The 10633-nt window shown below is 70.7% G+C and carries 15 protein-coding genes and 2 tRNA genes; 10 read left to right on the top strand and 7 right to left on the bottom strand.

What is annotated here, in order from left to right:
- Positions 1–118 precede the first annotated feature (118 nt).
- The 3 genes from FS641_RS12650 to FS641_RS12640 are packed head-to-tail and all read left to right on the top strand — an operon-like array spanning position 119 to position 2341.
- A complete protein-coding gene (locus FS641_RS12650) occupies positions 119–994 on the top strand; it encodes an ABC transporter ATP-binding protein (RefSeq protein WP_260855811.1) in 876 nt (291 codons plus the stop codon).
- Positions 991–1797, top strand: coding sequence for an energy-coupling factor transporter transmembrane protein EcfT (locus tag FS641_RS12645; RefSeq protein WP_144764309.1), 807 nt, complete (start codon positions 991–993; stop codon positions 1795–1797). Before FS641_RS12650 ends, FS641_RS12645 begins: the two co-directional genes overlap by 4 nt.
- Positions 1790–2341, top strand: coding sequence for an ATP-binding protein (locus FS641_RS12640; RefSeq protein WP_260855810.1), 552 nt, complete (start codon positions 1790–1792; stop codon positions 2339–2341). The genes FS641_RS12645 and FS641_RS12640 overlap by 8 nt, the downstream gene beginning before the upstream one ends.
- 20 nt (positions 2342–2361) lie before the next feature.
- Here the strand turns inward: FS641_RS12640 and FS641_RS12635 are convergent, their stop codons facing one another.
- The 5 genes from FS641_RS12635 to FS641_RS12610 all read right to left on the bottom strand — a co-directional run bounded on the left by FS641_RS12635 (position 2362) and on the right by FS641_RS12610 (position 5792).
- Positions 2362–2706 carry a metallopeptidase family protein gene (locus FS641_RS12635; RefSeq protein WP_260855827.1) on the bottom strand — a complete coding sequence of 115 codons (345 nt, stop codon included), beginning with the start codon at positions 2704–2706 and terminating at the stop codon, positions 2362–2364.
- Between the two features lie 94 nt (positions 2707–2800).
- A tRNA-His gene (locus FS641_RS12630) sits at positions 2801–2876 on the bottom strand.
- Positions 2877–2940: 64 nt separating this feature from the next.
- Positions 2941–3579 carry an oligoribonuclease gene (orn, locus tag FS641_RS12625; RefSeq protein WP_144764304.1) on the bottom strand — a complete coding sequence of 213 codons (639 nt, stop codon included), beginning with the start codon at positions 3577–3579 and terminating at the stop codon, positions 2941–2943.
- Positions 3580–4119: 540 nt separating this feature from the next.
- The gene (locus FS641_RS12615) at positions 4120–5361 is read right to left on the bottom strand and encodes an MFS transporter (RefSeq protein WP_144764302.1); all 1242 of its coding nucleotides are present in this window, start codon (positions 5359–5361) and stop codon (positions 4120–4122) included.
- The gene (locus FS641_RS12610; RefSeq protein WP_144764300.1) at positions 5358–5792 is read right to left on the bottom strand and encodes a MarR family winged helix-turn-helix transcriptional regulator; all 435 of its coding nucleotides are present in this window, start codon (positions 5790–5792) and stop codon (positions 5358–5360) included. The genes FS641_RS12615 and FS641_RS12610 overlap by 4 nt, the downstream gene beginning before the upstream one ends.
- Before the next feature lie 69 nt (positions 5793–5861).
- On the opposite strand from FS641_RS12610, the gene FS641_RS12605 reads away from it, so the two are divergent.
- The 4 genes from FS641_RS12605 to FS641_RS12590 all read left to right on the top strand — a co-directional run bounded on the left by FS641_RS12605 (position 5862) and on the right by FS641_RS12590 (position 7435).
- Positions 5862–6143: an oligoribonuclease gene (locus FS641_RS12605; RefSeq protein ID WP_144764298.1), complete on the top strand. Its 282-nt coding sequence runs from the start codon at positions 5862–5864 to the stop codon at positions 6141–6143.
- Positions 6144–6160: 17 nt separating this feature from the next.
- Positions 6161–6436, top strand: a complete 276-nt coding sequence (locus tag FS641_RS12600; RefSeq protein WP_313957801.1) for a glutaredoxin domain-containing protein — start codon at positions 6161–6163, stop codon at positions 6434–6436.
- A 351-nt stretch (positions 6437–6787) separates the two neighbouring features.
- Positions 6788–7348: an AAA family ATPase gene (locus FS641_RS12595; RefSeq protein WP_144764296.1), complete on the top strand. Its 561-nt coding sequence runs from the start codon at positions 6788–6790 to the stop codon at positions 7346–7348.
- A 14-nt stretch (positions 7349–7362) separates the two neighbouring features.
- Positions 7363–7435: transfer RNA gene (locus tag FS641_RS12590), tRNA-Arg, on the top strand.
- Positions 7436–7495: 60 nt separating this feature from the next.
- On the opposite strand, the gene FS641_RS12585 is transcribed toward FS641_RS12590, so the two are convergent.
- Complete coding sequence (locus tag FS641_RS12585) at positions 7496–8638, bottom strand: hypothetical protein (RefSeq protein WP_144764294.1); 1143 nt, start codon at positions 8636–8638, stop codon at positions 7496–7498.
- Between the two features lie 102 nt (positions 8639–8740).
- Positions 8741–9007, bottom strand: coding sequence for a hypothetical protein (locus tag FS641_RS12580; RefSeq protein ID WP_144764292.1), 267 nt, complete (start codon positions 9005–9007; stop codon positions 8741–8743).
- A gap of 166 nt (positions 9008–9173) precedes the next feature.
- On the opposite strand from FS641_RS12580, the gene msrA reads away from it, so the two are divergent.
- The 3 genes from msrA to FS641_RS12565 all read left to right on the top strand — a co-directional run bounded on the left by msrA (position 9174) and on the right by FS641_RS12565 (position 10632).
- Positions 9174–9701, top strand: coding sequence for a peptide-methionine (S)-S-oxide reductase MsrA (gene msrA, locus FS641_RS12575; protein ID WP_144764290.1), 528 nt, complete (start codon positions 9174–9176; stop codon positions 9699–9701).
- A 43-nt stretch (positions 9702–9744) separates the two neighbouring features.
- Complete coding sequence (locus FS641_RS12570) at positions 9745–9951, top strand: methyltransferase (protein WP_144764288.1); 207 nt, start codon at positions 9745–9747, stop codon at positions 9949–9951.
- A gap of 114 nt (positions 9952–10065) precedes the next feature.
- Entirely contained in the window at positions 10066–10632 is a 567-nt protein-coding gene (locus tag FS641_RS12565) for a single-stranded DNA-binding protein (RefSeq protein ID WP_186317741.1), read from the top strand.
- The last annotated feature ends 1 nt before the right edge of the window (position 10633 follow it).

Below are 10633 nucleotides of genomic sequence, written 5' to 3'. Positions count from 1 at the left end.
TCGAGCGGGCGAAATGCCGGGGTCGGGGGAGGCGCGGACCGGGGGAATCCGCCCGCTCGCGGATGGGCGTGCCGCGGATGACCGGCGGGGTCTCGCTGCGCCGGGTCGAGCGGGCGAAATGCCGGGGTCGGGGGAGGCGCGGACCGGGGGAATCCGCCCGCTCGCGGATGAGCGGCCCGCGGACGAGCGCACCGCGCACGGCCAGCCCGAGGGCGACTCGCACGGACTCCTCGTCGCCACGGGACTCGCCACCGCGCGCGGGAAACGCCAGCGCGTCGGGAGCGGCATCGACCTCGAGGTCAGGGCCGGCCGCGTGCTCGCGATCACCGGACCGAACGGCATCGGCAAGTCGACGCTCGGACTGACGCTCGCCGGGCTCCTCCGCCCCGCCGCCGGGACACTGCGCGCGACGAGCAGCCTCGCGGGCGAGGCCGGCCCCACCCCGCACAGCTGGCGGAGCCGCGAGCTCGCCGCCCGCATCGGCACCGTCTTCCAGGACCCGGAGCACCAGTTCGTCGCACGCACCGTCCGCGAGGAGATCGCCGCAGGCCCGGAAGCGCTCGGCCTCCCGGACGTCGCCGACCGCGTGGACGAACTCCTCGAGGCGTTCGGTCTCACCCACCTCGCCGACGCGAACCCGTTCACGCTGTCCGGCGGCGAGCAACGACGACTGGCCATCGCCACCGTGATCGCCACGCGTCCACCGGTGATCGTGCTCGACGAGCCGACCTCCGGACAGGACCGCGCGACGTGGCAGGCCGTGGTCGACCGGCTCGGCGCCCTCGCGGATGCCGGCACCGCCGTGGTGGCCGTCACCCACGACCGCGACCTCGTCCGTGCACTCGACGCCGACGAGGTCGTCCTGAGCGCGACGTCCGCCACACCTGCCGAGCGGGACACGACGGGAGCCGAGGCCGCAGCACGAACGGCGCCCCGAGCGCCGTCGTCGGACCGGTCCGACCTGTGGAAGCCGACCACGGAGGTGACGAGGTGACCGTTTCGGAACCGCAGGCCGTCCCGTCGTGGCGATCCGAGCCTCCCGTCCGGACCGAGCACGGCGTCCGCGCCGTCCAGCCCGTGGCGACCATGCTCGGTGTGATCGGACTCGGCATCTGTCTCGTCCTCAGCCTCGACGTCGTCTCGGCGGCCGTCGCCGTCCTCATCGAGCTGGCGCTCCTGCCCCTCCTGCGGATCCCGTTCCGGACGCTGCTGGTGCGGACCTCGCCCGTGCTGGTCGCCGTTCCGCTGACGGGTGTCAGCATCGCGCTGTACGGTCGCGCCTCCGGGCGGGAGTGGTTCGACCTCGGCTTCGCGCACGTCACCGACGGCTCACTGGTGCTGGCCGCCGCGACGATGCTGCGCGTGCTCGCGGTCGGCCTGCCGAGCGTCGCCCTGTTCATCGGTGTCGACCCGACGGAGCTCGCCGACGGGCTCGCGCAGATCCTCCGACTGCCCGCGCGGTTCGTCCTCGGCGCGCTCGCCGCCATCCGGATGATGACCCTGCTGGGGGACGACTGGCGGCAGCTCGGCATGGCCCGTCGTGCGCGCGGACTCGCCGACAGCGGGCGCCTCCGGCGCGGGGCCTCGATGGCGTTCGCGCTCCTGGTGCTGGCGCTCCGCCGCGCGACGATGCTCGCCGTGGCGATGGAGTCGCGTGGCTTCGGAGCGCCCGGCCGGAGGACCTGGGCACGTCCGGCGCGCTTCGCATCCCCCGAGTGGCTGATGGTCGCGGTCCTCGTCGGGATCGGGCTGGTGTCGATCGCGGTGGCGGTCGCGGCAGGGACGTGGCGTGCCTGACCTGGTCGGACGGGAGGCTCGGCTCGTCGCCGTCGCGTCCCTCACCGCCCGCGCACGGTCGGCTCCGCCTGGTGCCGCCCGCCGGTCCGTCGTCCTGGTCGACGGACGATCCGGAACCGGCAAGACCACGCTCGGGGACGCCCTCGGGACGTCGCTCGGGTGGCGGGTCGTCCACCTGGACGACGTCTACCCGGGCTGGGACGGCCTCGACGCCGCGGCACGGGCCGTCGTCGACGACCTGCTCGGGCCGCCCTCCGGGTACCGCCGATGGGACTGGGCTCGCTCCGAGCCGGCGGACTGGGTGCCACTCGACCCGTCCGCGCCCCTCGTCGTCGAGGGATGCGGAGCATTGTCGCGAGGATCGGCTCCGCTCGCGTCGCTCCGGGTGTGGCTCCGAGCGGACGACGACGTCCGCCGACGGCGGGCACTCGACCGCGACGGCGCCGTGTTCGCCGCCGAGTGGGAGCGATGGGCACGACAGGAGGACGCGTTCATCGCGACCGAGGACCCGGAGCAGCTGGCGGACGTGGTGCTGCGCTCCTGATCCTCCGATCGGGGGCGGGCTCAGGCCCAGCCGAGTTCGTGCAGCCGCTCGTCGTCGATGCCGTACCAGTGCCCGATCTCGTGCACGAGCGTGGTGTGCACCTCGTCGCGGAGCTCGTCGACCGTGTCGCACTCGGCGAGGTGCTGCTTCCGGAACACCACGATCCGGTCCGGGAGCTCGCCGAACCCGTACTGGCCGCGCTCGGTCTGGGCCACACCGTCGTAGATGCCGAACAGCGCCGAGCCGTCCTCCGGCTCGTCCTCGACGACGAAGACGACGTTGTCCAGCCCGTCGACCATGTCGTCGGGCAGGAGGTCGAGTTCGTCGGTCACGAGGGCCTCGAAGTCGTCGGCGGACATCTCCATCACGGCACCGATCGTGGCACACCGACCTGGTCGTCCGGACCGACCGTCCCTAGCAACGACGACGGCCCCGGTCCGAAGACCGGGGCCGAACGACTGGGGTGAGTAACGGGGCTCGAACCCGCGACCTCCTGGACCACAACCAAGCGCTCTACCAGCTGAGCTATACCCACCATGTGCACCGGTCAGCCCGGGCAACCACTCAATAGTAGTACATGCGGGCGGCCCCGCGGGACACTACTCGGCGGGCTGCTGGGCCAGACGCGGTTCCCACGCGGAGACGACGTCGGCGGCGATGGCCCTGACGTCGTCCGTCGTCGGACCGGGCTCGGCGACGAAGCCCGCGCGGCGGTAGTACTCGAGCTCGCGGATCGACTCGAGGATGTCCGCGAGGGCGCGGTGCCCACCGTGCTTCTCGGGCGCGTTGAAGTACACGCGCGGGAACCAGCGACGGCAGAGCTCCTTGATGCTCGACACGTCGACGCTCCGGTAGTGCAGATGTCCGTCGACGCGCGGCATGTACTTGGACAGGAACGAGCGGTCGGTGCCGATGGTGTTGCCCGCGAGCGGAGCGGTGCCCTCGGCCGGCACGTGGGCGAGGATGTACTCGAGCACCTGGTACTCGGCGTCCGCGAGGGAGACGCCGTTCGGGATCTCCTCGATGAGACCGGACGTCGTGTGCATGTTCGTCACGAACTCGTTCATGTTGTCGAGCGCGGACTGGTCCGGCTTGATGACGATGTCGAACCCGGGGTGCACGGGGTTCAGGTCGAAGTCGGTGATGACCACGGCCACCTCGACGAGTTCGTCGACCTCGAGGTCGAGGCCCGTCATCTCGCAGTCGATCCAGACGAGGCGGTCATTCGCGGTTGCCATGCCCTCGATCCTATTCCCGGCGCGGAGTCGGGCCGGACGAGTCGGCGCGGGCGGGCTCGGGCGGGCGGCCGGCGGGTCGGACTCGGGCACTGGGTTGCGGTCGCGGGTCGAGGTCGAGGCCGCGGCCGAGGTCGAGGCCGGGGCCGGGGTCGAGGTCAGGGGTCTAGGGCGAGCGGGCGAAATGCCGCGGTCCATGCAGCGCACCACCCGGTCATTCAGCCCGCTCGACCTGTCCGGCCCACCGACCTCGGCATCCGCCAGCGACCGAGCTCGGACGCCGCATGCCGAGCGGGCGGAATGCCGTGGTCCGCACTTCGGATCACCGCGGTATTCCGCCCGCTCGAGCACGCGCAGACCTCCCCGGCCCGCTCAAGCACGCACCACCCCGCCCGCTCAAGCACGCGCAGACATGCATGCGCAGCCCGTTGCAACCCCGATCAGCCCGACCCACACTCGCTCCGCGACGACAGCCGCAGCCCGGGTTCCGGTCGCTTCGAACCCCGAGCTCGACCAATCAAGCTGCGCGGAACCGGCCCAGACTCAGGACATCTCACCCACAGCGACCGCCTGCGCCTCGACGGCCGCCGGCTCCGCCCCGTCGTCGACCCGTCGGAGCACCCGGGCGGTGACGATGGTCACCACGAAGGCCACGCTGACGGATGCACCCGCGAAGACGTACGCGGCGCTCGGCGAGTACGCGTCAGCCAGCAGGGTCGCCACGGGCGGGGCGATGGCACCACCGATGAACCGAACGGCCGAGTACGCGCTCGACGCGACCGAACGAGGGAGGTCGGTCGCCTCCATGACGCATTCGGTCAGGACGGTGTTGAGGACACCGAGCACGAGCCCGCCGATCACGACGCAGACGATGAGCCCGACCTGCGACCGCACCACGATGGCCGCGGCGAAGAGGTCCAGCGCCAGCAGCGGCAGGGCGATCCGGAGCACCGTCGTCCGTCGGAGCCGCGCGGTGAGCATCGGCGCGACCCACACCGAGGTGATCGCCAGCCCGACACCCCAACCGAAGAACGTGAACCCGATGCCGAGCGCACCGAACCCGAGCGGGAACGGCGTGTAGGCCAGCAGGACGAAGAAGCCGATGTTGTAGAAGAGCGCGGTCGCGGCGAGGGCGGCCAGCGCCGGTCGGCCGAGCGCGCGGAACGGCGCGGACAGCTTCGTCGGTGTCGGCTTCTCGAGCCCGGACGACTTCAGCATCACCGCCACGGCGATGAACGCGATCGCCATCAGGGTCGTGACACCGAAGAACGGTCCGCGCCAGCTCACCGAGCCGAGCAGCCCACCGACGAGCGGCCCGACCGCGATCCCGAGGCCGAGTGCCGCTTCGTAGAGGATGATCGCCGAGGCCGTCCCGCCCGATGCCGCGCCGACGATGGTCGCGAGCGCGGTGGAGATGAACAGTGCGTTCCCGAGCCCCCATCCGGCACGGAAGTCGATGATCGTCCACACGTTGTTCGACGTCGCCGCGAGCACCGAGAAGACCACGATGAGGGCGAGACCGATCATGAGCGTGCGCTTCGCGCCGATGCGGCTCGAGACCCAGCTCGTGAAGAACATCGCGACGCCGGTGACGGCGAGGTAGCTGGTGAAGAGGAGTTCGGTCTGCGCCGGCGTCGCCTTCAGCGAAGACGCGATGGCCGGGAGGATCGGGTCCACCAGGCCGATGCCCATGAAGGCGACGACGCAGGCGAAGGCGATCGCCCACACCGCCTTGGACTGCTTGAGGATGCTGCCGCCGGACTGGGCGGGGGCGTGCGCGTTCACGCGGTGATCTCCGTTCTGGTCCTCGATGCGATGAGGGCCGATGCTTCGTGCAGGACGTCCCACTGGTCGTCGTCGAGATCGGCGAAGAGCGGTCCGATGGTGCGTGTGAGGGTGGTGCGCCACTCGGCGAGGTGCGTCCGACCGGCCTCGGTGATCTCGATGAGCTGTCCACGGGAGTCGTCGGGATCGACGGTCCGCGAGATGAGCCCGTCGGCGAGCATCCCCGCGGCGAGTCTGGTCATCGTCGGCTGGGCGACACGCGAGGCCTTCGCCAGCTCCCCGAGTCGGAGCGGTGCGTCGGTGGCGAGGATCCCGAGCGTGCGCCACACGGCGGACGACGTGGTGCTGCCCGTGGCCTGAGCAGCCGTACGGATCAGACGGTTCACCGACACGAGGAGCGTCTCGATGGTCTGGTCCCGCACTGATTCCATAGCTGAACTATATAGCGACGCTATGCATCTTGCAACAGGTCGTCCTGGTAGAAGTGACCAATGAGCGACATGAGCATCACCGAAGGCACCGAGTACACCGCGATCTTCCACGGTGGCCCGTTCGACGGGACCACCGACACCCGCACCGCGACGAGCGACACGGTGGACGACGAGGTGACGGTGTACGCGGACGTCGAGGGCCTCCAGACGGCCTTCACCTACCGTGCGACCGGCTCTCGTCACGTGGTCGACCAGGTCTCCGTGGACTACACGTGGGAGCCGAGCGAGTCCGACCCCGTCGACGACCTGCAGGACCGCGGCGACCGCAGCGGCGAGTTCGACCGGGAGTAGTCCCGTACGCTCCGGCGTTGCACCGTCACATGCAGCTCGACCTCTGGACCTCCGCCTTCTGCGCACCGTGCGCCGCTGCCCGCCGGGTGGCCGCTGATGCGTCGCGTCTGGTCCCCGGGCTCGCCGTGACCGAGCGCGACGTCGCAGCCCACCCGGACGACGCGGAAGACCTCGGCATCCGTTCGACCCCCACGATCATCGTGCGCGGGGTGGACGGGGCCGAGGTCTTCCGTTCTCCCGGGGTCCCCACCCGCGACCAGCTCCTGGTCGCCATCGCGCGCGCCGTCGCCTGACCCGGCCTGGAGGCTCGGCTCGCTTCCGCCACGCCTCCCGCGTCCGCGGTCCCTCCGCCCCGCCGCGTCGAGCCTCCGTGCCTCCGCCGAGCGGGCGAAATGCCGCGGTCGGACGCCGCCCGGACGCGGGTATTTCGCCCGCTCGACCGTCGCGCGCCTGATGTTCGTCCCGCGAAAGCGGTGTAACGCCCCACCCCTCCGCTGAACGGGCGAAATGCCGTGGTCGGACGCCGCTCGGACACAGGCATTTCGCCCGCTCGACCGTAGCCCGCCCGGCCATCGCCGCTCGACCCGGGGTGGGCGATGTGCCGAGCGCCCGCGCGCGGCACTCGCCCGAAGTACGGTTGACGGATGCTCGGAGCGGCTGACGTCCTCGTCCCGCGGCCGCGCCGTGTCCTGGTCGCCGGTGTGACCGGTGTCGGGAAGACCTCGACGGCCCGCCGGATCTCCTCCGCGCTCGGCATCCTGCACACCGAGATCGACAGCCTCTTCCACGGTCCCGGGTGGGTCCCGAGGCCGACCTTCGACGCCGACGTCGAGGCCTTCACCGCTGGGCACGCCTGGGTCACGGAGTGGCAGTACCACCGCGTGCAACAACTGCTCGCCAGCCGTGCGGACACCCTCGTCTGGCTCGACCTGCCCGTCCCGGTGGCTCTCTGGCGTCTCGTTCGACGGACGATCCGACGTCGCCTCCGGCGAACTGAGCTGTGGAACGGCAACATCGAGCCGCCGCTGTGGAGGATCTTCCTCGATCGGGACCACATCATCCGGTGGGGGTTCCGCGGTCGGCACAAGTTCCGAGCCCTCGTGCCGCCACTCGAGCAGTCCGCCCCGCACCTGCGCATCGTGCGCCTCCGATCGCAGGCGGAGGTCGACGCGTGGGTCCCCCAGCTGTCCGAGCCGTCGGAATAGAATCGAGGTCGTCCGCCTCCGTAGCTCAGTGGATAGAGCAGGTGGTTTCTACCCACCGTGCCGCGGGTTCGATTCCTGCCGGGGGCACTGACGACGAAGGCCGCCATCCGTTCGGATGGCGGCCTTCGTGTGGTTCGGGCGTGCGACCTACTCGTCGTCCTCGGCGCGACGTCGGAGTTCGTTCGCGCTGATGGGCTGCGTGTAGGGCGCCTCCGATGTCTCGTTCGCGTCAGCGGGCTCGGCCGGTGCGTCCGCGATCCGTGTCGGGATGGACGTGGTGGAGGTGGTCCCTGCAGCGTCGACGGACACCGCGGGACGTCCGCCGCGATCCTCGTCGGGACCGCGCGGTGCCGAGGACGGGGACTGGGGACGGTCGGCCGCCGGTGCCTGCTCGTCGATGACGTCGGCGTTGTCCTGGTCCGTGTCGGCGGGACTGGTCGCCGACGGACCGCCAGCCTCTGTCGTGCTGCCGGCGGCGACGCCAGGGGTACCGAGGGTCGGACGGACCGGAGCAGGCTGGTCGTCGCCGTAGGGGCGGGTCAAGCCGTCGCCGAAGGAGCGCGTCGGAGCGTTCGAGCCGCCGGAGATCGGCGTGGTCGCCTGCGGGTCGGAGCCGCGCGTCGCTGCCGGCACGGCGGCGGAACCGGCGGCAGGCGCGGAGGACGTCGCCGGAGCGGGGCGCAACGACGTCGTGGTCGGCGTCGGAGCGGGTGCAGCGTCCGGCGTGCGCTTGCCCGACGCCTGGTCGGCGCTCCAGTCCTGCTGACGCTTGATGAGGTCGGCGTCCGGATCCGGCGACTCGAACTTCCACCGCTCCAGGTCGTACTTGAACAGCTTCCGCGCCTTGCCCGGCCGCGACTGCCACTCGAGCAGACGGTCCCGGAACTCGGCCAGCGACTGGTCGGCCTGGAAGCTGAACGTCGAGGAGTTCTTCTTGATGTCCGCGATCTCGTGCTGCGTCCAGTTCGCGGCGAGCGATGCGCCGGAGACGGGGAGCAGACGGAGGCGGATGTCGGCGTCCTCGGCGAGGTGGTCGGCGTAGCCGCGCTCGTCGTGGCCGAGTGTCCCCCAGGTCGCAGCCTTACGCGCCGCCGAGATGATCCCGGCGACTGCGGCGTTCTTGGCCTCCCGCTCGTGCAGGCTCACGACGCGCTTGGTCGCACCACGGCCGATGAGCGCGGCGATGACGCCCGCCACGACGATCGCCACGAAGGGGATCAGCGCTCCCGAGATCACCCGCCAGCCCGTGTCCGACGAGGTCCAGTCGCGAAGGTCGTTCCACCAGTCCATGCGCGCACCCTACTCACGAGGCGGTCGGTTCCGGGGGAGGCCGTCCGGTGATCCGGACAAGCCGTCACTGGTTCCGATGTGGAACCACGTCGAGCGCCGTGCTCACCAGCGAAGGCAGTCGACCGCATCGTCGACGGACCAGACGTTCGGCAGCTCGATGAAGCGGCGCTCCGTTGCGACGTACCGACGCGCTCGGTAGGCGACGTCACCGGCGACCTGCACCCGGTCGACGTACCCGACGATCTCGCCGTTCGACCGGGTGACGCGCGACAGGTCGTCACGGACGTCGAGGATCCGGAGGTCCCCACGGGAGCGAGCGACGGGCCGCGTGGTCCGGATCTGCAGCTGGGGCTCGGCGATCGTCCGCAAGGGGTGCCTCCTGTTCCTGGTCGATGTGTCGTCGACGTTACGGCCGACCACCGACACGCCGAGGCACTTCGACGGACCTGGGGAACACCACGGTGCGTCCGAGTGTTGTGGAGGACGTATCCCGAACTCAGGCCGCATCACCAGGCCAGGAAGATAGGTTGTGCCCATGACCACGTTCGTGCTCGCAGGTGGATGTTTCTGGTGTCTCGACGCCGTGTACCGCACGCTCCAGGGCGTGCAGGACGTGGTCTCTGGCTACGTCGGCGGCACGACGGACCACCCGTCGTACGAGGCCGTCTGCACCGGCACCACCGGGCACGCAGAAGCCGTCGCCGTCACGTTCGACGAGTCCGTCATCCCGGCGGACGTCATCCTCGACGTGTTCTTCACCCTGCACGACCCGCGCCAGCTGAACCGCCAGGGAGCCGACGTCGGCACCCAGTACCGCTCGGCGATGTTCCCTGCGGACGACGAGCAGCGTGCCCTGTTCGAGAAGGCGATCGAGCGGGCTTCGGACATCTGGGACGGCGGGATCGTCACGACGATCGAGCCGCTCACCACGTTCTTCCGGGCGGAGGAGTACCACCAGGACTTCTTCGCGAAGAACCCCGGTCAGGGCTACTGCCTCGCAGTCGCGCTGCCCAAGGTGAACAAGGTCCGCAAGGCCTACAGTCAGTACATCCTGGCGTCCTGACACACAGGGCGGGACGTCGGGGCCACAAGGAGGTGGTCGAACGATGACACAGAACGACGGAACATGGGTCGCGGTCGGACCGGCCGGTGCGGTGGGAGCGATCCACCGGGCGCCGGACGGGTTCCGGGTCGAGCTCTACGGACACCGTGAGGGTCGCGGAGGGTTGTTCCCCTCGCTCGAGTCGGCGAAGGGCGCGGTCCACGCCGCACTCGGGCCGCTCGCGGCACGTCCGGAGTTCCACCCGCACTGATCCGGCCTGGAGGCTCGGGGGACTCCTCCTCCACAGTCGCCTGATCGGTTCCACACCACACACATCGAGCCCCGGCCCGCCATGGCGAGCCGGGGCTCGATGACGATCGGTGCCATGAACGACACCATCACCGTCTGCGGCATCGTCGCGACCGAGCCCCGCCACCTGGTCACCGAGACCGGGATCGCCATCACGAGCATGCGTCTGGCCTCACCGTCCCGACGCTGGGACCGCCAGAACTCCACTTGGACCAACGGCCCCACCAACTGGTTCACCGTCACCGCGTTCCGGTCCCTGGCGGCGAACGTGCACAAGTCCGTCAAGAAGGGCGACCGGATCCTCGTCACCGGTCGTGTCCGGATCCGGACGTGGGAACGCGACGGGCGCAACGGCACCTCCGTCGAGATCGACGCCGAAGCGCTCGGGCAGGACCTGGCCTGGGGCATCAGCAACTGGATCAAGGTCCCGCGGCACGCGTCCGAGGCGACCGCGGTGCCGGGCCCTGGCCCCTCGGTCGATCCCGAGACCGGAGAGGTCGACGACGACGACCACGACGACACTGCCGACGACTCCTCCGGCGACGACGTGGTCGACGGCGGCACAGGACCGACGCCCGACGACCTCCCGGAACCGTCCGCGGCGGCTCGTGCCACGGAAGAACTCCACCGAGGAGCGGCCTGAC

The sequence above is a fragment of the Curtobacterium sp. 9128 genome (genome assembly GCF_007673775.1).
Lineage (GTDB): Bacteria > Actinomycetota > Actinomycetes > Actinomycetales > Microbacteriaceae > Curtobacterium.
This window is presented reverse-complemented; position numbering and strand designations above follow the sequence as displayed.

Coding starts and splice junctions, on each gene's coding strand:
- FS641_RS12650 (WP_260855811.1), top strand. CDS start 119: ATGCCGGGGTCGGGGGAGGCGCGGACCGGGGGAATCCGCCCGCTCGCG.
- FS641_RS12635 (WP_260855827.1), bottom strand. CDS start 2,706: ATGGAGATGTCCGCCGACGACTTCGAGGCCCTCGTGACCGACGAACTC.
- orn (WP_144764304.1), bottom strand. CDS start 3,579: ATGGCAACCGCGAATGACCGCCTCGTCTGGATCGACTGCGAGATGACG.
- FS641_RS12610 (WP_144764300.1), bottom strand. CDS start 5,792: ATGGAATCAGTGCGGGACCAGACCATCGAGACGCTCCTCGTGTCGGTG.
- FS641_RS12605 (WP_144764298.1), top strand. CDS start 5,862: ATGAGCATCACCGAAGGCACCGAGTACACCGCGATCTTCCACGGTGGC.
- FS641_RS12595 (WP_144764296.1), top strand. CDS start 6,788: ATGCTCGGAGCGGCTGACGTCCTCGTCCCGCGGCCGCGCCGTGTCCTG.
- FS641_RS12585 (WP_144764294.1), bottom strand. CDS start 8,638: ATGGACTGGTGGAACGACCTTCGCGACTGGACCTCGTCGGACACGGGC.
- msrA (WP_144764290.1), top strand. CDS start 9,174: ATGACCACGTTCGTGCTCGCAGGTGGATGTTTCTGGTGTCTCGACGCC.
- FS641_RS12570 (WP_144764288.1), top strand. CDS start 9,745: ATGACACAGAACGACGGAACATGGGTCGCGGTCGGACCGGCCGGTGCG.
- FS641_RS12565 (WP_186317741.1), top strand. CDS start 10,066: ATGAACGACACCATCACCGTCTGCGGCATCGTCGCGACCGAGCCCCGC.